Below are 25,547 nucleotides of genomic sequence, written 5' to 3' on the forward strand. Positions count from 1 at the left end.
TTGTACAATATATTCTCGTTTAAATGTTTTCTGCAGATTTAAGTGTCAACAAGGGGTTGTCTATTAAGACAACCCCTTGTTGATTTATAATATTAGCAAAGGTTACTTACTCAATAAGTTTTTATAAACTACTTCATTCAGTAGGCTTTCTTTTCTCATTCTAGAGATTGGTAGCTCGATATCCTTGATGATGACTCTACCTCCTGATATAGAGTCGATGTGGTTGATATTGATCAGATATGATTTGTGAATTCTAAAGAAGTGATCTTTAGGGAGTAGTTCTTCTATCGCTATCATTGTTTGGTGGATGATTAGGCAGCGATCTTTAAGGTGTAGCTTTAGGTAGTTTTGCATTGCTTCGATATACATTATCTCTGTCCATTCTATTTTTACATAACTATCATCGTGCTTGACATAGACTGAGTTATCAGTGGTTGCAGGTGCCTCAGCTTTACTGCTAGTGGTTAAGCAGTATAGATCTTTTGCTTTAACTACCGCTTGGTAAAAACGCTTAAATGCAATCGGTTTAAGCAAATAGTCTACTACTTGTAATCTAAAACCCTCTAAGGCGTATTCAGAATAGGCAGTAGTAAAGATAACCATAGGAGGTTGCTTAACAGATTCTAAAAAATCTATACCGGATAGATAAGGCATATTGATATCTAGGAACATCAAGTCGTATTTGTTTTGTTCTATTAGTTCTAATGCCTCTATAGCAGAGGAGCATGAGTCTGTCACTTCTAAGAACTCTACTTTAGCGATATAATCTATTATAGCTCTTCTCGCTAGAGGTTCATCATCTACCACAAGGCATTTCAGTGATACTATTTTTTTATCTATTGACATTTTAGTTCTCTTTTAAGTTGACAGTAAGTTCTACTATGTGTTTTTCATCACTGTGACTGATGTTTAAAGTATGTGCAGTAGGATATTGCATTTGCAAGCGTTCTTGTACATTAATTACGCCTATACCTCCTTCTTTTTTATTGAGTTTATACTTATCACTGTATGAGTTTTCTATGTATAGGTTAAGTGTATCATTCTTTTCAGTAAAGTTAATGATGATATACCCTTTCGTATTAGGGAGCCTAGATACGTGCTTAAATGCGTTCTCTATTAAGGGTACTAAAAGTAGAGGAGCTATGACTAGGTCTCTGTTAGAGATATTCCACTGGCAGTCTACGTCTAACTCATCTCCCCATCTAATCTGTTCTATCGCTACTAGATCTTGTAGATACTGAATCTCTCTGTGAAGTAGCACCATCTTATGATTGCATTCATAGAGTTGATATCTCAGAATATCTGAGAATTTTAGCAGTACAGTAGAGGCTAGTTCTACATCACTCTGCATAAGCGTATGGATGTGATTTAAGACGTTAAACATCAGGTGAGGATTTATCTGATCCTGAAGTAGTTTTAAATGAGCCTCTAAGTGTTCTTGTTTTAGTTTAGCATTGACCTTTTCTATTTTATGGTGTTCCTCGTAGAATCTAATACCACAAGTAGTAGTGATAATAGCCATCGCAGAAGGGAATGCTTTATATAACTCAGATAAAAATTGTGCTTGTTGAGATAGGTGTATCTGTTGCATAAGCATCTTTTGCTGACTAAAGGAACTCGGAAAGAAGCTAAAGTTTAGGGCTAAGGTAAGTGATAAAAGCAAAGTGAAGAGTAACGCTTTTACAATAAACTTTTTTAGCTCCCCTTTTTTAAGTGCTTTAGGTAGTTCGTAATCACTTACATAGTGAGAGATGCTTATGGCTAAAATTATAAAAATAAATGTGGGTAATAAGGCTTTAAGAGGATTATTTGGATCTAGTATTTGAAACCCTACTGAGATAAATAGGGTTGTCCAAAATATAAAGTAGAATATCTTCTTTGGTGAGATGTTGTATTTTTTCACAAGATAATAAGTTTAGATCACAGTAAGCCTAGAATGAGTGTTAGCTATGTACTACAAAGGAATTTTACGTTGTCGCTCTTTCATTAGCTTTATTCTGTATAATTACTTTTCATTTATCTGTTTAATGTGTATTCAGGGTTAAAGTTAGAATATACAGTAGACAAATTGGTTTGTAGCATTTGACTATCACTTATCTAGTGATTAAAAGTTACCCTAAGGTATGATTAATAATAATGAGCAAGGTATGATTTCTTACTAAATTTAAAATGGGTGTTTGACTAATGGTAGTTTCTTTTTGACCAATGACATATACGGTGAATAGGTATAAATAAAAAATCCGAGCATGGAGTACTCGGATTTAAAAGCGCTAGTAAGAAAATTAAAATACTCTTTATTGTTTTGATAGTTCTTCGCTATATGTATGGATAGCGAAAATTCTATACTACTTTTAAAATTGTGTGCAACAACAAATAACTACAATAATTAATCAAATATAATGATTTTAATAGTAGCTTTCTTGTTGTGTTGCATATTTTTAGCACTTTTACTCGAAGTATCCATAATAAAGTAATTGCATAAATGTTAAATAAATTAAAAAAAAGTGTCAAAATAAGAATAAATGACACTGTTTGGCAGATATTGCTGTTTGAAGAAAGGGAAAAATATAATAATATAGGGTGAAGATATTTTCTAGATATTAGAAAAAAAAGGGGGGGATAAGTAGTGATAACGCGTTGTATTGAGTAATATTATAAAAAGTAAGGTAAGTTTAAAAGAGTATATTTTGTATGAATACAGTGCATATTAGAGCTGATTAGGTAGGTTTAGGGCACTTGATATAAGATACTCTACTAAATTAGAATAAGTATGAATGTTAACTTTTAAGTAATAAATGTAAACAAAAAGGATGTGTATATGTCTGTTTTTGTCGTAATTGTTAAAAAACAGGATAATACTATAATATTATCAAAAAAATAAGTAGACTTGTTGGGAGGAATGGAATTTGTTGTACTTTTATTACTCCAAATAATAAAAAAAATATCAAAATGAAAGGAAAAAAAATGTTAGCATTAGCTGTATTAGTTACAGGTATTGCATTCGTAGGATGTAAAGAAGAGAAAAAAGAAGAAACTGCTGCTCCAACTGAGCAAGTAGCTACTCCTGAAGTAGAAACTACTCCAACAGCGGATACATCTGAAACTTCTTTAGACTGGGCTGGTACTTATGAAGGTACTCTTCCTGGAGCTAACAGTGACATTAAAACTACTGTAGTATTAAACCAAGACAAAACTTTCGCTAAAACTTCTATCTACGTTGATAAGAAAGCAGGTGAGAAATTTGAAGAGAAAGGTACTTTCACTTGGAATGCAGAAGGAACTATCGTTACTTTAAAAGCTGAAGGTGGAGAAGCTGTTCAGTACAAAGTACAAGAAGGAAGTCTTTTACAGTTAGATCAAGAAGGTAAAGAAATTACTGGAGATATGGCTAAGCTTTATGAATTAAAGAAAAAATAATATATACACTTTAGTGTAAATAGAAAAACCTTTCGAAAGAAAGGTTTTTTTTGTTATCTATTGTTTGTAATTAGGACCACTTGTTTGGTTGACCTAGATTATAAGGTTTTACTTCATTCTTTTATACGAGTTGATCTTAAAAACATAGTTGATCCTATAACAAGCATTAAATTGCTAATTAAGATCTCCTTATCTAGTTCAGATGTGTTTAGTTGCTGTATAGCATCTATGTTGTCATTATAAAAATAGAGTTGAAACCCTAGTATAACTAGAGATGCAATTATGATAATGCAACTGGTGATTTTCAATTTTCTTTTCATACTACCTCTTTTTTATTATAAATTGAATATACTGAAAATATGTTAATTTCCAATACTTTTTGTTTTAATTTGTTTCTTACAGTATGTTTAGTGTTTAATTAGGTAACTGTTATTTATGTGTTTGCAAATTTCAGGCCAAAAAAAAACTCCCAATAAAAGGAGTTTTTATGTAATCAATATTATTTAAAAATATGTGGTGTTTTATTGCCGTAGCTATGATTATTTTATAGATATCATTTCTACAGTCGTTATGTCATTGTGATTTAAGGCAGTTAGGTTTGCTTCGTTATGAGTAAGCTTTTCAATTTTGAATTGTATCGTTTCTTTCGAAACACTAGAAGTAAGGATCAGTAGATTTTTATCTAGACTGTATGACCCCTTATCAGTTTTCTCACTATATCTATCATAGATACTGTAAGTGCCATTATCTAAACTAACTTCTACTGAAGATACCTGATAAGCCGTTTTAGTAGCTTGACTAACATTAGGTGTAAATTCGTAGAAAGTAGTGAGCCATTTTTTCTCAATATTACTATGAGTGATAGTTACAGTTTGTGGTTCTTGTAACTGGTTATTATCATCTGTTGAAGAACAGCTTTGTAGCAATGTAATCGTCAATATCGATAATAAGGAAACGGAAAGAGCAATTAATTTCTTCATAGTTTGTAAGTTTTATTATAGTATTATGTGGTGTCTTTCTTTATTAATTGTAATTAAAATTATTATAAAATTTTAACAAAAACAAATAATTTTTAGATAAATACTAATAAAAATAAAAAATAGTTATAACGCTATTCCTTCCTCGTTTCGCTAGTTCGGTATTTTATAAGAGCTTACGGTGTCAATATTTGACGTATAAAGATAAAAAAAGGTTTTTAGAAATACTAAAAACCTTTTAATTAAAATCGAGCAATGTGATTTTTTACAACAAAATAATCACATTTACACTATTCGATACACGGTATATTATCTATGAAAAAGTTCGTTGGCTGTGTTTTTACGTCAACTATTGTAGATTTAAGTTCGTTGTGGATATTAAATAATTCTGTTGTTCCTGCAAATCTTATTTGTATAATTGAAATCGGAGACTCCTTTAATAATTTTAGATGTTCTTTCTTGATGTAGAAGTTAGCATCTAGTATGCGGATATTCTTTTTGCCTACATTATCATAAGTGTAGGTGTCACATACATCCTGATCTATATAATGACCTGAGATAGTAGTACCGTTAACAAGTTTAATAGATATAATACTTTTCTTAGCTAAACAGTTAATTGGAATAAAGTCAGGACTCTTCTGTAAGTATTGAATATTTAAGAAGGGTACTCCATTGTTAGAGATAAGTGAGAAGAATAATGAACTAGTTGCAGAGACTCTGTCAAATTCATAAACTAGTACGTTGTTTGTCTTTTTAAAGTTAATCGAGTCATTGACTTCTTCATAGTCAATAGAGCATTTTTTAGTCTGTGCCGTAACAACAGATGTAAAACTTAATAGCATTAATAGTAAGAGTGCTGTTTTTTTCATTTGTATTTTGGTTTGGGGACAAATTATAATTTATTTTCTGAATAATCACCATAGTAATTAAAATACTACTGTATTCTTTAGATTTAAGTGTGTATGTAATAAAAGTAGGGAAATAAAAAAAGTCAAACTACATTATTATAATTTGACTTTGGATAGTTATGCTTTACTGCATACGATTATAATGCGTTCATTCTTGATATTGGTGGTAAAGAAAAGATAGCTATCTCCACCATCTTTCATTTTCCATTTCTTTCTTATTTCTTCTACCTTGATCGGGAAGTTACGTGTGGTAACATTTGCCTTGAGATTCGTTAAGTATTCTTTACCGACCTGTTTGTTATAAGGGAGTACTTGCTCTATCTTAAAACTTCTACCTGAGAAGACTATTAGGCTATCACTAGTGTAGAGATGGCTATGAGGATGAAGTTTAGCTAGGTCAAAATATTGACTTACTGCATCAAATTTACCCGTCTTTAAGATAGCTGCATTAGGTTCATATAGGTAGGCAAGTGGCTCGCGAAAAGTAGAGATAGATTCCTGCTCTAAAGGAGTAGAGAATACTTGTGTGTCTTCTTTTGTAATATTGACAGCTACTAAGTCTATACTTCCTGTGTATCCTTTCTCTAATACCCACAGTAGCTCTTTCACTTCATTCTGAAGAGCGACGATATGAATAGCTTTTACATTTCTCAGTTCACCTAATCCTGCTTGTATATCTAATAGGGGAGAGGTCTTGATAAGGATGTTATTACTTCTAGAGAATAGAAGATCTAGATGTTCTGGTACATTAGGCGCACAGTCGCTTAAGAAGAATACTTTCTCTTTCGCATCATTACGTCTATGTGGATCTACATAGATATAATCCCAAGACTGCGGATGCTCAGTTAGGTATGCTAAACTATCTCCTGTATGACAGTCAATATTAGATACTCCTAGTGCTGTAAAGTTAAGAGCGACTGTTTCACTTAGGTCTTGCTGCATCTCACAGTGTAGTACCTGTTTAATACTTTTGCTAAAATAATAACAGTCTATGCCGAAGCCCCCTGTTAGGTCTATCAGACTATCTCCTGATACTAATGATGCTTTATATGCTGCACACGCTTCAGAAGAGGTCTGTTCTATAGATAGCTTCTTAGGAAATAAGATGTTATCCGTCTTAAACCAAGTAGGAAGCTTGTCTTTTGATTTCTTTTTAGATTCTATTTGTGTCAAGAGGTCACTCATTTCTATGTGTTCAAAAGGGCTTTTCTTAAAAGCAATTTGAGACAGATTTGCGTCTAAGTGATCTTGTATATATTGTTGTACTTCTTGTGATAAGAATAGATTCGTTTTCAATATAGTTTTTTTGTAAGTAGTTGTACGAATTGGTTATTAGGTAAGAATTCTTTACCAATCACTTTAAGACAAGTATAAATAGGTATCGCTGCTATCATTCCGAATATTCCTCCGAACATACCACTCGCTAATATTACGATAAATATCTCTAAAGGATGAGACTTCACACTATTAGAGAATATTAAGGGTTGATTTACAACATTATCGATAAGCTGAATAGCTAAGAACCCAATCATTACTGTTATCGCTTTAGGTAGTGTTACTTCACTAAAGTTATCTCCTATAAAGCTAAGCATAGTAAATACTACAGATAGTATATTACCAATTAGCGGACCTATATAGGGTATGATGTTTAGGATAGCGACTAAGAAAGCAATCATCAGACTTCCTTTAACTCCAACTACTGCTAGTAGAATAAATGAAAGAACAAATATAATAGACATCTGAGCTACCAAGCCTAAGAAATAACGAGATAAAAGGTTGTTAATCTTATCGATAGAGTTTAGTACTTTATTCTCGTGTTTTAGTGGGAAGATCTTTTTAAACTGGTATTCTAGTAATACTTGGTCTTTTAAAAAGAAGAAAGTAATGAATAGTATAGCAAAAACGCCCATTCCGAACTCACTAAGTAAACCTAGAATAGTATTAAACAAATTAGGTACAAAGTCAAGCTTAAGATGTGAACGTACATTAGCTCCCTCAATAATCTTGTCTAGGCTAAATCCTTTAGTATCTAGGTAAAAGTCTATCTTCTGAATTAATCCATTAAAATCTTCTTGTAAATGAGATGTGTTTAATACAGAAAGGTTTTGCGCCTGAGTAGTAAACAAAGGAATAAACATAAAGATAAACCCTAAGAAAAAGGTTAAGAATACGAAGATAGTTAGCGTAACTGCGATTACTTTAGATAGACGTAATTTCTTTCTAAGGAATTCGACAATAGGTTTGCCTATTAATGCTAAAACAAAAGAGAATCCCATATAAACGAAGATTGAGCTTATTTGTAAAAGCATTGCACCTAATACTGTAAGGGCAAATAAAATCAAAACTGCGCGTACTATTCCATTAGAAATCGTCTTAGCATCTATCATAATGTGAGTTTTATTCGTTTGTAAATACGAAACTATGTACAGCTACTAGCGCTGCTGTTTCCGTTCTTAATCTTGTGTGTCCTAATGATACTGGACGATATCCTTTCTCTAGTGCTAAGTTTATTTCTGCTGTAGAGAAGTCTCCTTCTGGACCTACTAAAAGTAAGTAATTTTTATGAGTGTCTATACAGTCCTTTAATAATACTTTCTCTGTTTCTTCACAATGAGCAATATATAATTCCCCTTCGTGGTTTTGATTTAGAAATTCTTTTAATGTAATAGGTTCATTAAGAATAGGTAAATGATACTGTAACGACTGCTTCATAGCAGACTGTAGTATCTTCTCGAAGCGTTCTGTCTTTACTATTTTTCGCTCAGAGTGATCACAGATAATAGGTGTGATCTCGTGAATCCCTATTTCTGTTGCTTTTTCTAAGAACCATTCATAGCGCTCATTCATTTTAGTAGGCGCTACTGCTAGGTGTAGACGAAAGGGTGTAGGAGTCTGATCTTCTGAAGATACTATCTCTGTTACACATTTCTTATCTGAGTCTAGAGTTATTTTAGTTGTAAACAAGGTACCCTTGCCATTAGTAACGTGTAGGGTATCACCCATTTTACGTCTAAGAACTTTGATGATATGTTTGCTTTCATCTTTATCAAAAGTGAAAGTAGTTTGACCTTTTTCTATTTCAGGAGAATAAAATAATTGCATAGTGATAGATTAAAATTCAATACGAGCTTTAGATACAACAGATGAATCAGCAAAAAGAGATTCTTTATATTTATAATACCCTACAATACCTATCATAGCAGCATTATCAGTTGTGTATTCAAACTTAGGAACAAATGCCTTCCATTTGTACTTCTGTTCGCCATCTTTCAGGGCTTGTCTGATCCCTGAGTTAGCGGATACACCACCACCGATAACTATCTGTTTAATCCCTGTCTCTTTAACAGCAAGTTTAAGCTTGTCTAATAAGATTTGGATAATAGTGTATTGGATAGAAGCACATATATCTGCTCTATTTTCTTCAATGAAGTTAGGGTTTATCGCTACATTCTTCTGGATGAAATATAATATTTGTGTTTTAAGTCCACTGAAGCTAAAGTTAAGCCCATCCACTTTAGGTTTGGTAAAAGGGAATGCTTTAGGGTTTCCTTCTTTCGCATACTTGTCAATTAATGGACCTCCAGGATAAGGAAAGCCTAGTACTTTCGCTGACTTGTCAAAAGCCTCACCTACGGCATCATCAGTAGTCTCTCCTAAGATTTCTAAGTCAAAGAAGCTCTTTACTTTTACGATTTGCGTATGACCACCAGATATCGTCATTGCTAAGAAAGGAAACTCTGGTTTATCATAACCATCTTCTTCTATAAAGTGACATAAGATATGAGCATGCATGTGATTAACCGCTACAAGAGGAATGTCAAGTGCTAGAGATAAACTCTTAGCAAAAGAACCACCTACTAATAGAGATCCCATAAGCCCAGGGCCTTGCGTAAATGCGATGGCATCTAGGTCATCTTTAGAGATACCAGCTTTTTTAAGAGCGACATCTACTACTGGTACGATGTTCTGTTGGTGAGCACGAGAAGCTAGTTCTGGTACCACACCACCATATTCTTCGTGTATTTCTTGTCTAGCTACGATGTTAGACAATACTTTGTTGTCAGCCATAATAGCTGCGGAAGTATCATCACAAGAACTTTCTATGGCTAAAATATAGGTAGGTTTTGAAGACATTTTTTTATTCTATCTTTAGATAATTTATAAGGCTAAATCTACCCAACCCTATGGAAAATTATATAAATTTGCTAATTGTTGAGTTTCTTAAAGAAACGAAGGGTAGATTGGGGCAAATTTAAAACATTAAACGTTATCAAAAAATTTAATAAAATACTTTTTCGCCTGATATTAGGTGTGTTTGGCTTGATCATAATCATTGCGGGAGCATTGGCTTTACCTATGGTTCAAACCTTTCTAGCTCAGCAAGCTATGGACAAGATCAATAGTGAGTTTGGGACAAGATTAGAAATTGAAAAGCTATATATAAACATATTTGGGCAAGTAACGTTAAAAGAGGTTACAGCGAAAGATAATCACGATACCAACTTCATAGAGATAGAGGCTTTCTCTACTAATATACTAGATTTTAATGAGCTAATACAGGGGCGACTTTACTTTGGTAAGGCATCTGTAGATGGATTATATCTAAGAATTCATAAATATAAAGGAGAAGAACTGACTACATTAGACCATTTTATCAATGCTTTTGACGATGGTAAAGAGGGGCAAGGTAAGTTTAGATTAAAGTCTTCTAAAGTCAGTATAAAAAATACACATTTGATCATATCAGATGATACAGCAGCTACTCCTGTAGCTATAGATTTTAAAGATATTAATGGAGATGTTGAGGACTTCTTTATTAAAGGGCCTAATATCTATGCGACTATCTTAAAGTCTAGTTTTAAAGATAATTGGGGGTTAGGTGTAAAGAATCTGTCAGGTAAGTTTACACATACCAAGACTAGTATCTCTATGGAGAAGTTAGATCTTAAAACAAAAAAATCTGCTATAGAAGGGGATCTAGAGTTTACATATGCTTTAGGGGATATGAAGTATTTCGTAGATAAAGTAAAGTGGAATTTCGAGATACGTAAGGCTGCACTTAATTCTTCTGATATCAACGCCTTCACAGGAATATTCTCACAAAACAAAATGGTCTATGTAAGTGGGCATATTGATGGTGTGATGAATGATTTCTATATGAAGAATGTAAATCTAGTGGATCAGAATATGTCTAATGTCAGAGGATTGTTTCACTTTAAGAATGTGTTTGATAAAGACAAGCCTTTCTGGATGAATGCTAATGTCGATAGACTGTTTATCACAAGAGATAATATAGTAGGGCTAATGCCTGAAATATTAGCAGATAAACTACCTGCTGAGTTGTCAACTCTAGGAAGTGTAGATCTTCACGGTGAGATCGAGATGACTAAGCGTACCTTAAAGACTAATGTGGAAATGTTAACTGGTATCGGTAAAGGTAAAGCAGTAGTCGAAATAGAGAATTTAGATAACCCAGATCTGGCAAAGTATAAGGGTAATGTAGTATTAGAACAGTTTGACCTAGGAGGGTTTATTAAAGATAATAATTTCGGTGTTACTTCATTGGATTTAGAGATAGACGGTGTTGGTTTTAATCAAAAATCACTAAATACTTCTATTAAAGGAGATGTATTCTCATTTGTATTTGCTAAGTATAAGTATACTAATATTGCGATAGATGGGTTGATGAAAATGCCATACTACCGAGGGCTTGTACACAGTGAGGATCCTAATTTAAAACTTGATTTTAATGGGATGATTGACCTTAGTTCAAAGATTAAGAATTACGATTTTATTGCTCAGGTAGATTATGCTGACTTACACGCACTGCGCCTTGTGAATGATACGCTGTCTAAGTTTAAGGGAGAGTTTGAGTTTAAAGCTACAGGTAATACATTAGATGATCTAGCAGGAACATTTACAATGAAGAATACTGAGTATACCAATAGTAAGGATACTTATATATTCGAACACTTTACTTTGAATTCTGCTTTTAATGAACAAACTGAACGTCATATTTCTTTTAGTTCAGAAGAAGCTATTGATGGTTATGTAAAAGGTAAGTTCTTGTTTAAAGATCTAAGAGCATTATTTACGAATGCATTAGGTAGTTTGTATACAAACTATTCGCCTTATAAAATTAAAGAAGAACAATATTTAGACTTTGATATTACTGTACATAATAGATTAATAGAGGTTTTCTTACCTCAATTAACAGTAAGTGCTTCTACACACGTGGAAGGAAATATTGATAATGATAATAATGTATTTAAGCTAAACTTCTCTTCACCAAGTATAGGTATTGACGATTTTAACTTCTATAATATATTATTAGATGTTAATAATTCTAACCCATTGTATAATGCCTTTGTATCAGTGGATAGTATGAAGTCTAAGTTTTATAAAATATCAGACTTTAACTTACTTAATGTAACGCATAATGATACTTTATTTGTTCGTTCAGAGTTTAAAGGAGGTGCACATGGTAAGGATAAATTTAATCTGAACTTATATCATACTATTAATGAGGAGAATCTTTCTGTAGTAGGGTTTAAAAAATCAGATGTATTCTTAAAAGACTTTTTATGGAGTATTAACGAGAAGGATAATAAAGAGAACAAGATTGTCTTTAATAAGAAGCTAGAGGACTTTACGATAGATAACCTATCGTTATCTCATAATGGGCAAGAGGTTAATTTGAATGGGTCAGTGAAAGACTCTACTTATAAGCACTTTGATTTAGATTTTAGAAAAGTTGACTTGGCTAAGATTATGCCTGATTTAAGTAATCTTGAGTTTGCAGGTAATATAGATGGTGAAGTACATTTCTCTCAAATAAAAGATGTGTTCCATCCTAAAGTTAATATTGGTATCGAGAATCTAGCGATTAATAAAGTTAGGTTAGGTGATTTAGCTTTGAATGTAGATGGAGATGACCGATTAAAGAAATTTACAGTCAAATCTACTATTGTAGATAATGAAAAAGAGAAGTTCTATTTGAATGGAGATTTGGATATTGTCAATAAACAAATGCAGTTAAACTTAGAGTCTGGATTTAAAGATTTTGCAGTGAAGCCAATAGAGCCTCTATTAGCGTCTATTGTATCTAATGTTAGAGGAACGACTTCTGGTAAGATAAATATTCAAGGAACAGCTAAAAAACCTGAAGTTAATGGTCGTCTTCACTTGAATAATGCAGGTATGAAATCTAAGTTTACAGGTGTAGATTATAACTTCGAAGAGGATGCGGCATTAGACTTAACAGAGAGACAATTTATCCTACGCAAAGTCCGCATCATTGATAGTAAGTATAAAACAGAAGGTATTATAGATGGGGATATTTCTCATAAGATGTTTAATGAATGGGCATTAAACCTGTCACTATCTTCACCTAATTTATTCGCTTTAGATACGAAATATGAAGAGGGTAGTATTTATTACGGAACTGCTTTTATAAATGGTCTAGCTAAACTAAGTGGACCTGTTGAGATGTTGGCTATTTCTATTAATGCAACATCTAATAAGGGAACGGCAATTAAGATACCGCTGAAAGAAGCGCAAGGAACAGGAGAGAATAATTTTATCTACTTCTTATCTCCTGAAGAGAAAGCACTTCGATTAAAAGGAAAAGAAACTGATAATTATAGATACAGAAATAGTGGTATAGAGCTTGATTTTGAGTTTGTACTTACGCCAGATGCTCAGATAGAGATTATATTAGATAGAGAGTCTGGACACGCTATGCGTGGTAAGGGAGCTGGATTTATCACGATGGAGATAAACACACTAGGTAAGTTTAATATGTGGGGAGATTTCCAAGCGTATGAAGGAGAGTATAACTTTAGATATGGAGGACTTATAGATAAGAAGTTTATCGTTAAGAAGTATGGTACTATCCGTTGGGATGGGGATCCGATGAATGCGATACTAGACTTACAAGCGATTTATCATACTGATGCAAATCCAAGTGTGATTATCGACAACTCTATTATTAATAGAAAAGTACCTACGGATGTAGCTATTGTGTTGAACGGAAGTTTAAGTAGTCCAGAGGTTGACTTTGAGATTAACTTCCCGACAGTTAGTTCGGTTGTGAAGTCAGAGTTAGATTATAAATTAAGTGATCGAGACACTCGTGAGCGTCAAGCGATGGCTTTATTGGCTACGGGTGCTTTCTTCTCATCAGATAATTCTTCATCTACATTAGCAGGAAGTTTATTTGAGCGTGCAAGTAGTATTTTTGATGACTTGTTCTCTGATGAAGATGATAAGTTTAGAGTAGGATTAAACTATGCTCAAGGAGAGCGTAATCCTTATACACAAAGTGAAGGACGTGTAGGGGTGACATTCTCTACGAAGGTTAATGATCGCATCTCTGTCAATGGTAAACTAGGGGTACCTGTAGGTGGTGTAGAACAGTCTGTAATCGTTGGGGATGTCGAGGTAATGCTTCGTCTTAATGAATCAGGATCGCTAAGTGCTAGAGTGTTTAACCGTGAGAATGATATTAACTACATAGGAGAGGGAATCGGATATACGCAAGGTGTAGGATTATCATATGAGGTAGATTTTGACACTTTTAAGGAGTTACTTTCAAAAATCTTAAATAAAGCGGACGAAAAGGAAAAGGATAAAGGAGGTAAGACTAAGAAAGAAAATAGCAGATCAGAAGAATTGCCTGACTCTGATTTTAATAGAGACTTTATCAAGTTTTACGAGAATAGAAGAAAGAGTTCAGGGCCGTCAACAGAGAGTTATAATTTAACAAATTAGTAGTGTAATAAAGACAATCTAATTTTGTTAAAATGGTCTATTATTCGTAAATTTACTCAAAACGATAAAATATGAGTAAGGCGATTAAAAAGATCGGTGTCTTAACTTCTGGAGGAGATGCTCCAGGAATGAATGCAGCAATTAGGGCAATTGTTCGTACTTGTTCTTTTCACGATGTAATGTGTGTGGGAATATTTAGAGGGTTTCAAGGTTTGGTAGAAGGTGACTTTGAGGTACTTGGGCCCCGCGATGTAAATTATATCATAAATAAAGGAGGTACTATTTTAAAGACTGCACGTTGTGTAGCTTTCCGTACAGAAGAAGGACGTAAAGCTGCCTACGATAATTTAAAGAATGCAGAGATAGATGCACTTATAGTTATAGGTGGTGATGGTAGCTTTACAGGAGCGATGATTCTTAGTAAAGAGTACGATATCCCGGTAATGGGGATCCCAGGAACTATAGATAACGACATTCACGGTACAAGCCACACTATTGGGTTTGATACTGCATTAAATACAGTGGTAGATGCTGTAGATAAAATTAGAGATACTGCCAGTTCTCATAAGCGTCTATTCTTTGTAGAGGTTATGGGAAGAGATGCTGGACATATCGCGTTAAATGCTGGTATAGGAGCGGGAGCAGAAGAGATTCTTATTCCTGAGGAAAATATGGGTATGGAGCGTTTACTTGAATCACTTAAGAAGAGTAAAAAATCAGGAAAATCATCTAGTATTGTTATTGTAGCGGAAGGTGAGAAGTTAGGGAAAAACGTATTCGAAATAGGAGAGTATGTGGAGACTAATTTGCCAGAATACGAAGTGCGTGTGTCGGTTTTAGGACATATGCAACGTGGAGGTGCACCATCTTGTTTTGACAGGGTATTAGCAAGTAGATTAAGTGTTAAGGCTGTAGAGACACTGTTAGAGGGAGGTAGTAACTATATGGTTGGTTTAATCAACGATCAGGTAGCACTTACTCCATTAGAGCAGGCCGTTAAAGGACATTCACCTATCGATCAGGAATTATTAAGAGTTTCTGATATCATTACAATTTAAAGAAATAATAAAACATAAAGATTATGAAAACAAGAATTGGTATTAACGGTTTTGGACGTATTGGGCGTCTAATGTTAAGAGAAGCTGCTAAAAACCCTAACGTTGAGGTAGTGGCTGTAAATGATTTAATGGCAGTAGAGCACTTAGCTTATTTGATTAAATTTGACTCTGTACATGGGCGTTTTGACGGAACTGTTGAAGTAAAAGATGGTCATTTAGTAGTTAATGGGCAAACTATCCGCGTAACAGCAGAGAAAGATCCATCATTATTAAAATGGAATGAAGTAAATGTAGATATAGTAGCTGACTGTACTGGTATTTTTACAACATTAGAAGGTGCGCAAAAACACATCGATGCTGGCGCTAAAAAGGTATTGATTTCTGCTCCTTCTGCTGATGCTCCTATGTTTGTAATGGGGGTTAATGATAAACAATTAAAAGCGACAGATACAATAATCTCTAATGCTTCTTGTACGACAAACTGTTTAGCTCCGTTAGCGAAAGTTATCAATGATAACTTCGGAATTGTTGAAGCTCTAATGACAACTATTCACGCAACTACAGCAACTCAATTTACTGTAGATGGACCTTCTAAGAAAGATTATAGAGGTGGACGTTCTGCTTTAACTAATATTATCCCTGCTTCTACAGGTGCTGCAAAGGCTGTTGGTAAAGTTATTCCTGAATTAAAAGGTAAACTTACAGGTATGTCTATGCGTGTTCCTACAGCTGACGTATCAGTAGTAGATTTAACTGTAAAAGTGGCAAAAGAGACGTCTTATGAAGATATTTTAGCTGTACTTAAGAAAGCAAGTGAGAACGAGCTTAAAGGAGTTATGGCGTATACAGAAGATGCTGTAGTGTCTCAAGACTTCGTATCTGATACACATACTTGTATTATAGATGCTAAAGCAGGTATTGGATTAAACAGTACTTTCTTTAAATTTGTAGCTTGGTATGATAACGAATATGGTTATTCAGCTAAGATGGTAGAAATGGCTGTTTTAATGAATAGCTTAAAATAATTAATTTTTTTGAATGAAGATAATCGTCGATAGTGGTTCCACTAAGGCAGATTGGATTTTCTTTGACCAAAATAATAATGTTATAACTTCGGTGACTAGTCTTGGGCTAAATCCCGAAGTTATTACTTTAGATGAGTTCTTTACCCGTGTTAATACAGTGCCTGATATCTGTAAAAACAAAAACGAGGTTAAAGAACTTTATTTTTATGGTTCAGGGTGTGGATCTGATCGCACAAAGAATATAGTAAAGAATTTTGCAGAAGATTATTTTATCAACTGTACTAATATCAATATCCACGAGGATACTTATGCAGCTATTTATGCTACAGTAGGTAGAGGTGAATCTGGTATTGTTTGTATTAATGGTACGGGATCTAATGTCTCATATTTCGATGGCATGAAAGTACATCAACGTGTACAATCTCTTGGGTTTATGGCTATGGATGACTGTAGTGGTAGTTCATTAGGTAGGATAATGCTTAAGAGTTTGTTTTTAAATATGATGCCTGCTGATTTAGCTTCTGCTTTTAAAAGCAAATATGATCTGGATGCAGATGTGGTAAAGTATAACTTCTATAAAAAAGAGAATCCGAATGCTTATATGGCATCTTTTCTTCCTTTTTTGATAGAACATAGGCAAACTCCATTTTTTAAAGAGATGATTAGAAAAGAGATTACATTCTTTGCTAATCACTATATTAAAAATCATCCTGAGTATAAAGAGGTGCCAGTTCACTTTGTTGGTTCTGTCGCTTATTTTTTGCAAGATGACTTTAGGGAAGTTATGGCGGAGCAGAATATTGAAGTAGGTAAAATAATTCAGAAACCATTAGATGGTTTAATAGAATATCACAAATAAGATAAATTATGGAAATAGCTATTGTAGCACACGATGCTAAGAAGAAAGAAATGCTGGAGTTTATCAAAAAAAATAGAGCAATCTTATCGGCAGATGGAATTCAGTTAATTGCAACTGGAACAACAGGAAGCATGGCTCAAGACGTAGGTTTTGAAGTGAGAAGAATGCTTTCAGGACCTTTAGGAGGGGATGCTCAGATAGCTGGTCGTGTGGCAGAGGGAAAAACAGAAATGGTTTTGTTCTTTAAAGACCCACTAGGAAAACACGCTCACGAACCAGATATTAATATGTTACTTCGCGTTTGTGACGTTCACAACGTTCCTTTAGCGACAAATGAAGCATCAGCTCAACTGTTGTTAAATGCGATAAGTATGAAGAATGTAACTACGGAGTAGATTATTATTATAGCAAATAGATAAGGTGCATGGTGTTGCACCTTTTTTTATTGGCTTTAATTGGTATTGTTTTTGATTTGTAAGTATTAATCGTTCGAATAAAAAGATTAAATTAGTAGAAACAAAACTTGGTAAGTATGAATAGAATAAAAAGAGTATTAATGAGTGCTTTTGTATTTGGAGCATTCATATTTGGCTTATCTGAAGCTGAAGCCTGTACACGTGTTGTTTATAAGGGACCGAATAATACAGTAATTACTGCACGTTCGATGGACTGGAAAGAAGAGATTATGCCGAATATTTGGGTATTTCCTAGAGGTATGGAACGTACTGGTGAGGTAGGGAAGGCTTCTGTTAAGTGGAAATCTAAGTATGGTAGTGTGATTACATCTGCATTTGACATAGCTACAACTGATGGAATGAATGAAAAAGGAGTGGTGGCTAATATTCTATGGTTAGTAGAGTCTCAGTATCCTGATTATAATCCAGAAGGTAGTAATAAAGGGATTAGTTTAGCTGCTTGGGCTCAGTATGTATTAGATAATTATGCTAGTGTAGATGAAGCTGTAAGCGACTTACAGAAGAATCCATTAGTAGTCGTAACTGCAAACACGCCAGGTCGTACTACATTAGCTACTGTGCATTTAACAATATCTGATGCTAAAGGGGATAATGCTGTTTTAGAATATATAGATGGGAAATTAAAGGTATATCACGATGCTTCATATACAGTAGTGACAAATTCTCCAACATTTGATAAACAATTAGCGATAAGAGATTATTGGAACTATTTGCCTGGAAATAAAGTATTACCAGGTACAGGTAGATCAGAAGATCGATTTGCACGTGCTTCTTATTATGCAACGGCTGTAGAGCAAAGTGCTGATGAACGCGTATCTGTAGGTGCTGCTTTCAGTATTATAAGAAATGTATCTGTGCCTTATGGTGTGCATATCGATGGCGAGCCTAACTTGTCTTCTACTAAGTGGAGAACGGTCTCTGATCAAAAGAATTTAGTGTATTACTATGAAGATCCGATTGCATTAACGCCTATGTGGCTAGATTTAAAAGCAATTGACTTTAGTGCTAAAGGAGGTGTTAGAAAATTAGATGTATCTAAGAAACAACAACACGCAGGTTTAGTAAATAACAAATTAGAAGTAACGAAACCATTCCAGTTCTTAGGAATTTAATCGTTTCTATAGATATAAAAAGAGGCTATTTTAAGTAATTAAAATAGCCTCTTTCTTATGTTGTAAAGGATCCTTATTTAGAAGCGATCATTGATATTTCCACATTTACGTTTCTAGGTAGTTTTACTACTTGGATGCATTCTCTTGCAGGTGCTGTAGCTGCTGTAAAGAAGCTTCCGTATATCTCATTAACTTTAGCGAAGTCATTCATATCAGTTAAGAAGATAGTTGCTTTAACTACATTTTCGAAAGTCATATTAGCTGCTTCTAGTATAGCATTTAAGTTAGCCATTACTTGTTTTGCTTCATCCTCTATTCCTGTTGTTATAAGAGTCTCTGTAGCTTGGTTAAATGGGATTTGTCCAGAGATGAATAATAAGTCACCAGTCATAACTGAGTGATTATACGGTCCGATAGGAGCAGGTGCTTTGTCTGAATTGATTATTTTTTTCATAAGTTATCATTTAGATAAGAAGAGGAGGAGTATATAATACGCCTCCTCTTAAAAAGTTATTTTATCTATATAATTTGTCTGGAGCTTTTCGTTTCTCCCACTTGATATCACTTAACATTGAAGAGCGAATACCGATGAAGAATCCCCAGCTAGTATACGTTCCGATAGGTACCCAAGAGAAGTCCATTCTCCAACTCTTTAAATCACGTTCAAAACGCAACTGCGTAAAAGTAACCCCTTTTTGAACAAAATCATAACCGGTAGAAAAACCTACTTTCCAGTTAGGTGTGACTTCTATGTTACCAGACATCATGACTGAGTTATTGACTATCTCGTTTTGCCTTGATGAGTTATTATATGTCATGGAGTAAGCAAATGTCAAGTCCCAAGGGAGTTTTGCATTAAAGAATCCACCAAATGGTTTGTCATCATTCTCATCACCTAGTGTACTTTTGCGCTGATTACCTAGGTCTACCGCTCTACCAAATAAGTCATCTGCACGTCCACCATTATCTACCGAGTTCTGGTTCTTTTTGTCTTCAGCTCCACCGAACATTGCATCTTTACTAGACATTGACCAGTTTATGGTCATATTAGCACTTGTTAGACGAAATAAACTACCACCATTATTGATGTTATAAGTATCTATACGGCGGTTGTTGTTGTCTAATGCATACGGGTCAAGCGTAGCACCAAAGTTAATCTGCATCTTGTCTTTAAATATTGCTGTTCCTGCACTTAAACGCATTGGAGCCCATTTAAGAGAGTCAGCAGACATATTATAGCTTGTAGAAAGGTTAAGGCTATTTAAAAGCATTACCTTCTTTGGTTCTCCTTTTTCATTTTGATCATCACGAACTTTAGCTTCAAAAGTGTTGCTTAAGTTGAACGACATCATATTAGAGTTATATCTACCTGGTGCTCCGAATATACCTCCTTGGAATCGGGTATAGTCTTGCATTGTTTGTCCAGTAGCATCTATTGCATAGGTGTCGTAGTATTGCTCAAAACTAGGTGTGTATGAATACCCAACACTAGGACGCATTACGTGACGAATAGCTTGAATCCTTTTGTCTTCTCCAAAGTTGAAAGTACCATAGATAGTGGTACCAACACTTGCATTTGCACTATATGTTCTAAAACTATCAAATCCATTTACACGAATGTCATCTACTTTATTAGATTGAGCATTGTATTTTTTCTCTATTGTGTTAAAGTACCATACCTCGTTATAAGAAGCTCCTGCTGTAACTGAGAAGTGTTTAAACACTTTAAAGTTAGTAGCAATAGGAATACTGTGTTGGAATGCAGTGTTTAAACTGTCAAACATTTCTCTTTTAAAGAAATAGTCTTCATGTGTCTTAACACGGTTCTCTCCACGAACAGAGTATGAGAAGTTTAAGTTTTTGATGATTCCTTTTTTAGAACCAAATTTAGGAGCAAAAGGGAATACACGGTCTACGTTCACTTGTAGTGTAGGTAGAGTCATATTGATCTCTTTTGTATTTGTCGATTGAGAGTGTGTTGCTGTAAGTGACATATTCACTTGAGGTACACTTTCGAAGGTACGTTGGTAACTAACAGATGAACTCATCGTGTTGTTCATTGAAGCACCTACGTTATATGTGTTATTTGATTGTCTAAAGTATTGGCTACTACCTAAGTTAACAGAAGCAGAGAATCTTGAGTTAGGATTAGCTTTACCATCTTGACTGTGATTCCACTGGATGTTATAAAGCTTACTAGACATATAGTCTGGTAGACCTCTCTCTGAAAAGATATTATTCTCGTATCTAATTAATACTCTACCGTTATACTTATATCGCTGTGCGTATGAACTGTTTAAGCGTATTCCCCAACTTCCATTGGTATAGTAGTCTCCTAATACATTTAAGTCCATCTTATCGCTAATGGCAAAATAGTATCCACCATTTTGGATATAATAACCTTGTTGGTTTGTATCTCCGAAACTTGGGAATATAAATCCAGACTCCGCTTTCTCAGACATAGGGAAAAAAGCAAAAGGAAGTCCTAGTGGAGTAGGTACATCAGCGATAACCATATTAGTCACCCCTGTCACTACTTTTTTACCAGGTACTAGTTTTACTTTATTTGTACGGAAGTAGTATTCAGGATCATCTAAATCTTTAGCAGTAGTAAAGATTACATCTTTCATAAAGTAAACAGAGTCATTCTCTTTTTTACTTACTTGAGCTTTGATTCTGAATTCACCTTGAGAAGTACGAGATTTAAATACAAGGGCTTTTTTCGTTTTTGTATTAAAACGAATAGAATCAGGTTCTACAACTTGACCTCCTTGTTTAAATACTGGATATTGAGACATTTTACCAACACTATCTTTAATACCACCAGCATATATTTCGTTTTTCTCATAGTTGAAAACGATTTTACCAGCAGTAAGTTCATAATCTTGATATTTTATCTCAGCCTCATTATATAATGTAATTTCTTTTTTGGCTAAGTTTAGAGATTCATAGTCTTTAGCTTTTCTATAGACCATATCTTCAAGTAGCGCTTTTTTCTTAGGAGCTAATGTGTCTTTTGGGGTTTTAGTAATGTCTTTTTTAGACACAACAGGTTGTTCCATAGTATCTTTGATAGTTACTATAGAGTCTTTTTTGATTGTAGTATTTACAGTTGTAAATTTTTTATTGTAGTCTTGTGCAATACTTTTTTGAGTTAAAGTTGCTCCGAAAACAGATAAAATGAAAACGATATTAAAAATATTTGTTCGCAAACCTATATATATGCTATTTTTGTAAAATTAAGCGCGTTGTTTTTAACGTGTCAAACTTACATATATTTTTTTTGAAAAATGTATTTTTATTTAAATTATAAAACACTATAAATATCCATTATATGAATTACAGTCGTTTTAAGCTGTTTGCTTTATTAGCCGTTGTATTATTAAGTTTTTCTGTAAGTGCACAGAATGGTAAGAAGTTTAAGGTTGTTTTGGATCCTGGACACGGAGGAAAAGACACTGGTACTAACCATAAAAAGAATGTTGAAAAAGATATTGTACTTGCTGTTGCGTTAGAAGTAGGGAGAATATTAGAGAGACAATCTGATATTGATGTATATTATACACGTAAGACTGATGTATTCGTTCCTGTGAAAGAACGATCTGTACTTGCTAATAATAATAACGGTAATGTCTTTGTATCTATTCACTGTAACGGTGTGAATTCTGAAGCTGCATCAGGTACTGAAACTTACGTAATGGGTCTTAGTAAGAACAAATCTAATTTAGATGTTGCCAAAACGGAGAACTCGGTAATTATGATGGAGGACGATTATAAGACTAAGTATGCTGGATTTGATCCGTCATCACCAGAGTCTATTATAGGTCTAACATTAATTCAAGAAGATTACGTACATCAGAGTATTGATCTTGCGAGTAGAGTTCAAGATGGCTTTACTAATGATTTAAGAAGAAAGAATAGGGGAGTGAAGCAAGGACCTTTCTGGGTATTGCATGGTGCTTTTATGCCTAGTATTCTTATAGAGCTTGGATTTGTATCTAATACAGAAGAGGGAAGCTATTTGACATCAAGTAGAGGACAGAAAGAGTTAGCTACTTCTATCGCTCAAGGAATTATTAATTATAAAGCAGCATACTACGGGGGAAGTAAAACTTTAGTAGTGGCTGATTCGTCAAGTAAGACTGTTGCTAAAGATTCTAGTGCAACTAAAAATAATACTAGAGAAGTGAAAAACACTTCAAAAGAAGTAGCAAAAGAAAATACAACGCCGCGAAAAGAAAGTAGTTCAAAGAATAATGGTATCATTTTTAAAGTGCAAATTGCAGCTGGATCTAAAGAATTATCACTTAGACCAGAAAATTTTAAAGGACTAAGAGGAGTTACTACAATGAGAGCGGGTAATCTAAGTAGATACTACTATGGGGAGACAAGTGACTATGATACAGCGAAAGAGAATTTGAAAGTAGCGAAGAATAGTGGACATAGTTCTGCTTTTATCGTTGCATTTAAAAATGGTAACTCAATCACAGTAGAGGAAGCAATAAAATAATATCAAGCGCTTTAGAAATAAAAGTTTATTTTTGTGTGTTATAAAAATGGAAAGTTTTGAAAATATCAAGAGAAATTAAAACAGCAATTTTAGTATTAGGAGCAATTGGTTTGTTCATTTGGGGATACTCATTTTTAAAAGGAAGAAACCTATTTGATAATAGTACTAGATATTATGTAGAATATGATAACGTGGAGGGACTGACAATGTCTTCAACAGTTACTATTAATGGTCTAGTAGTAGGAAAAGTATCAAAAATAGAATTGGATAATGTTAGCGGGAAATTAAAAGTAGAGCTTTTAATGACTCAAAACGTTGATATCTCTAAGAACAGTATTGCTAAAATATATTCTCCTGGTTTGTTAGGAGGGAAGAGTATTATGATTGATCCTATTTTTGGTGAGACTACTTATGCTGAATCTGGACAAACTTTAAAAGGTGAAGTAGTACAAGATATGACTGAGAAATTAGCTGGTCAGATCGCACCATTACAACAAAAGGTAGAAGAGGCTTTAGCTAATTTGAATACCATGTTAGCATCTGTTAACAATATAATGGATGAGAATACACAAGCTAGTCTTAAAAGTGCCGTTAATCAATTAGATGGTACCTTAACAGGAGCAAATACTTTAATGGCTACTACCAATAAATTAGTTGCGTCTACACAACCTAAGTTAGATGGTACTTTATCTAACTTAAACACGATGAGTAGTAACTTCGCTTCTCTGTCTACTGATTTAAAAACTTTGGATATCAAATCTACTTTTGCTAACTTAGATAACGCTACAGCTAGCATGGATAAAATCATGGGTGATATTCAAAATGGTAAAGGATCTGTTGGTAAATTATTAAAAGATGAACAGCTTTATAGTAATTTAGAAGGAGCGAGTAAAGAGCTAGAAGGCTTATTACGAGATTTAAAAGAAAATCCTAAGCGTTATGTTCACTTCTCTTTATTTGGTAAAAAGGCGACACCTTACCAAGAAACAAAAGAAGAGGCGGCACCTGCTGTGGAGAAATAGATTACAAACAAGAACTAACCAACTAACAAAAAACTAACAATTTACTGAAACAATTATTACGACTATGGAGTATTTAGGCCAAGTATTATTTTTACTTCTTTTAGTTGTTGGGTTTGGATTCTTTATTAAAAATATAAAGAAGCTAATACGCAACATCAAATTAGGAAGGAATATTGACAGAACTGACAATTCTTCTGCTCGCTGGAGAAATATGATTCGCGTGGCATTAGGACAATCAAAAATGGTGAAAAGACCTATTCCTGCTATTTTGCATATTTTCGTTTATGCAGGGTTTGTGATTATTAATATTGAGATGCTAGAGATCATTGTAGATGGTTTGTTTGGTACTCATCGTGCTTTTAGCTTTTTAGGTACAGCATATAATGCTTTAATAGGAATCTTTGAAGTACTTGCTTTCTTGGTAATCTTTGGAGTAGTAGTATTTTGGATTCGTAGAAATGTACTTAAGTTAAAGCGTCTTAATCAACCTGAGTTAGAAGGATGGGCTAAACGTGATGCGAATAACATTATTTACATCGAAACGATATTGATGTGTTTCTTTTTAATCATGAATGCTGCTGATTATTACTTACAGAGTATTGGTTATACACATTATACTGCAGTGGGATCTTTTCCTATATCAGGTTTAATCAGTCCTATCTTTGATGGTATTAATCCTGCTACTGTTGCATTTATAGAGCGTTTTTGTTGGTGGGCACACATTGCGGGTGTAATGGTGTTTATGAACTACTTATACTATTCTAAGCACTTACACATTTTCTTAGCTTTCCCAAACACATATTTTGCAAACTTACAACCGAAAGGGGAGTTTGATAATCTTGAAGCAGTTAAAAAAGAGGTTTCTCTAATGATGGATCCTAATGCTGATCCGTATGCGGCGCCTGCTGAACCAGTAGGAGAACCAGAAAAGTTCGGAGCACAAGATGTTATGGATTTAAATTGGGTTCAGTTATTAAATGCGTATTCATGTACTGAATGTGGTCGTTGTACTTCTTCTTGTCCACAGAATATCACAGGTAAAAAACTATCTCCACGTAAGATTATGATGTCTACACGTGATCGTTTAGAAGACGTTAGTAAGATAATGGATGCTAATAATGGTCAGTTCGTAGATGATGGTAAGACATTATTAAATGATTATATTACTCCAGAAGAGTTATGGGCTTGTAATACATGTAATGCATGTGTGGAAGAATGTCCTATCGATATTAGTCCTCTTTCTATTATTATGGATATGCGTCGTTTCCTTGTTATGGAACAAAGTGCTGCTCCAATAGAGTTGAACAACATGATGCAGAATGTCGAGAACAATGCAGCTCCATGGCAGTATAGCCAAATGGATCGCTTAAACTGGAAAGACGAGAATTAAACATTAACTATCATAATCCCT

At 34.0% G+C, this 25,547-nt stretch carries 20 protein-coding genes; 10 read left to right on the forward strand and 10 right to left on the reverse strand.

Annotated elements, in window-relative coordinates; translation table 11 throughout:
* Nucleotides 1-102: 102 nt before the first annotated feature.
* Nucleotides 103-846: a LytTR family DNA-binding domain-containing protein gene (locus CF599_RS05315; protein WP_121965009.1), complete on the reverse strand. Its 744-nt coding sequence runs from the start codon at nucleotides 844-846 to the stop codon at nucleotides 103-105.
* A 1-nt stretch (nucleotide 847) separates the two neighbouring features.
* On the reverse strand, nucleotides 848-1,903 hold the full coding sequence (locus CF599_RS05320) for a sensor histidine kinase (protein ID WP_121965010.1): 1,056 nt from the start codon (nucleotides 1,901-1,903) through the stop codon (nucleotides 848-850).
* A gap of 1,046 nt (nucleotides 1,904-2,949) precedes the next feature.
* On the opposite strand from CF599_RS05320, the gene CF599_RS05325 reads away from it, so the two are divergent.
* Nucleotides 2,950-3,417 carry a copper resistance protein NlpE gene (locus tag CF599_RS05325; protein ID WP_121965011.1) on the forward strand — a complete coding sequence of 156 codons (468 nt, stop codon included), beginning with the start codon at nucleotides 2,950-2,952 and terminating at the stop codon, nucleotides 3,415-3,417.
* A gap of 539 nt (nucleotides 3,418-3,956) precedes the next feature.
* Here the strand turns inward: CF599_RS05325 and CF599_RS05335 are convergent.
* The 6 genes from CF599_RS05335 to tsaD form a co-directional block, all read right to left on the reverse strand.
* Entirely contained in the window at nucleotides 3,957-4,397 is a 441-nt protein-coding gene (locus CF599_RS05335) for a hypothetical protein (RefSeq protein WP_121965013.1), read from the reverse strand.
* Between the two features lie 287 nt (nucleotides 4,398-4,684).
* A complete protein-coding gene (locus CF599_RS05340) occupies nucleotides 4,685-5,263 on the reverse strand; it encodes a hypothetical protein (RefSeq protein WP_121965014.1) in 579 nt (192 codons plus the stop codon).
* A 156-nt stretch (nucleotides 5,264-5,419) separates the two neighbouring features.
* A complete protein-coding gene (locus tag CF599_RS05345; RefSeq protein WP_121965015.1) occupies nucleotides 5,420-6,598 on the reverse strand; it encodes a class I SAM-dependent methyltransferase in 1,179 nt (392 codons plus the stop codon).
* Complete coding sequence (locus tag CF599_RS05350; protein ID WP_121965016.1) at nucleotides 6,595-7,689, reverse strand: AI-2E family transporter; 1,095 nt, start codon at nucleotides 7,687-7,689, stop codon at nucleotides 6,595-6,597. Before CF599_RS05350 ends, CF599_RS05345 begins: the two co-directional genes overlap by 4 nt.
* Nucleotides 7,690-7,699: 10 nt before the next feature.
* A complete protein-coding gene (locus CF599_RS05355; RefSeq protein ID WP_121965017.1) occupies nucleotides 7,700-8,404 on the reverse strand; it encodes a 16S rRNA (uracil(1498)-N(3))-methyltransferase in 705 nt (234 codons plus the stop codon).
* A 9-nt stretch (nucleotides 8,405-8,413) separates the two neighbouring features.
* A complete protein-coding gene (gene tsaD, locus CF599_RS05360) occupies nucleotides 8,414-9,436 on the reverse strand; it encodes a tRNA (adenosine(37)-N6)-threonylcarbamoyltransferase complex transferase subunit TsaD (protein ID WP_121965018.1) in 1,023 nt (340 codons plus the stop codon).
* Between the two features lie 252 nt (nucleotides 9,437-9,688).
* Here tsaD and CF599_RS05365 point away from each other — a divergent pair, with 252 nt between their 5' ends.
* The 6 genes from CF599_RS05365 (at nucleotide 9,689) to CF599_RS05390 (ending at nucleotide 18,604) form a co-directional block, all read left to right on the forward strand.
* The gene (locus CF599_RS05365) at nucleotides 9,689-14,074 is read left to right on the forward strand and encodes a translocation/assembly module TamB domain-containing protein (protein WP_254050241.1); all 4,386 of its coding nucleotides are present in this window, start codon (nucleotides 9,689-9,691) and stop codon (nucleotides 14,072-14,074) included.
* A gap of 71 nt (nucleotides 14,075-14,145) precedes the next feature.
* Nucleotides 14,146-15,132: a 6-phosphofructokinase gene (pfkA, locus tag CF599_RS05370; protein ID WP_121965020.1), complete on the forward strand. Its 987-nt coding sequence runs from the start codon at nucleotides 14,146-14,148 to the stop codon at nucleotides 15,130-15,132.
* 23 nt (nucleotides 15,133-15,155) lie between these two features.
* Nucleotides 15,156-16,157 carry a type I glyceraldehyde-3-phosphate dehydrogenase gene (gap, locus tag CF599_RS05375; protein ID WP_121965021.1) on the forward strand — a complete coding sequence of 334 codons (1,002 nt, stop codon included), beginning with the start codon at nucleotides 15,156-15,158 and terminating at the stop codon, nucleotides 16,155-16,157.
* A 13-nt stretch (nucleotides 16,158-16,170) separates the two neighbouring features.
* The gene (locus tag CF599_RS05380) at nucleotides 16,171-17,016 is read left to right on the forward strand and encodes a BadF/BadG/BcrA/BcrD ATPase family protein (RefSeq protein WP_121965022.1); all 846 of its coding nucleotides are present in this window, start codon (nucleotides 16,171-16,173) and stop codon (nucleotides 17,014-17,016) included.
* Between the two features lie 8 nt (nucleotides 17,017-17,024).
* Nucleotides 17,025-17,411 (forward strand): methylglyoxal synthase, encoded by a 387-nt coding sequence (locus tag CF599_RS05385; RefSeq protein ID WP_121965023.1) that lies wholly within the window; start codon nucleotides 17,025-17,027, stop codon nucleotides 17,409-17,411.
* Between the two features lie 137 nt (nucleotides 17,412-17,548).
* Nucleotides 17,549-18,604 carry a linear amide C-N hydrolase gene (locus CF599_RS05390; protein WP_121965024.1) on the forward strand — a complete coding sequence of 352 codons (1,056 nt, stop codon included), beginning with the start codon at nucleotides 17,549-17,551 and terminating at the stop codon, nucleotides 18,602-18,604.
* 73 nt (nucleotides 18,605-18,677) lie between these two features.
* Here CF599_RS05390 and CF599_RS05395 read toward each other — a convergent pair whose 3' ends face one another.
* Together CF599_RS05395 and CF599_RS05400 are read right to left on the reverse strand one after the other, a co-directional pair.
* Complete coding sequence (locus tag CF599_RS05395) at nucleotides 18,678-19,058, reverse strand: Rid family detoxifying hydrolase (RefSeq protein WP_121965025.1); 381 nt, start codon at nucleotides 19,056-19,058, stop codon at nucleotides 18,678-18,680.
* A 61-nt stretch (nucleotides 19,059-19,119) separates the two neighbouring features.
* On the reverse strand, nucleotides 19,120-21,816 hold the full coding sequence (locus CF599_RS05400; protein ID WP_121965026.1) for a putative LPS assembly protein LptD: 2,697 nt from the start codon (nucleotides 21,814-21,816) through the stop codon (nucleotides 19,120-19,122).
* Nucleotides 21,817-21,938: 122 nt separating this feature from the next.
* On the opposite strand from CF599_RS05400, the gene CF599_RS05405 reads away from it, so the two are divergent.
* The 3 genes from CF599_RS05405 to CF599_RS05415 all read left to right on the forward strand — a co-directional run bounded on the left by CF599_RS05405 (nucleotide 21,939) and on the right by CF599_RS05415 (nucleotide 25,526).
* A complete protein-coding gene (locus tag CF599_RS05405) occupies nucleotides 21,939-23,114 on the forward strand; it encodes an N-acetylmuramoyl-L-alanine amidase (RefSeq protein ID WP_121965027.1) in 1,176 nt (391 codons plus the stop codon).
* Nucleotides 23,115-23,170: 56 nt separating this feature from the next.
* On the forward strand, nucleotides 23,171-24,136 hold the full coding sequence (locus CF599_RS05410) for an MlaD family protein (RefSeq protein ID WP_121965028.1): 966 nt from the start codon (nucleotides 23,171-23,173) through the stop codon (nucleotides 24,134-24,136).
* A gap of 64 nt (nucleotides 24,137-24,200) precedes the next feature.
* The gene (locus tag CF599_RS05415; protein WP_121965029.1) at nucleotides 24,201-25,526 is read left to right on the forward strand and encodes a (Fe-S)-binding protein; all 1,326 of its coding nucleotides are present in this window, start codon (nucleotides 24,201-24,203) and stop codon (nucleotides 25,524-25,526) included.
* Nucleotides 25,527-25,547: the final 21 nt, after the last annotated feature.

The sequence above is a fragment of the Myroides sp. N17-2 genome (assembly GCF_002286775.1).
Lineage (GTDB): Bacteria > Bacteroidota > Bacteroidia > Flavobacteriales > Flavobacteriaceae > Flavobacterium.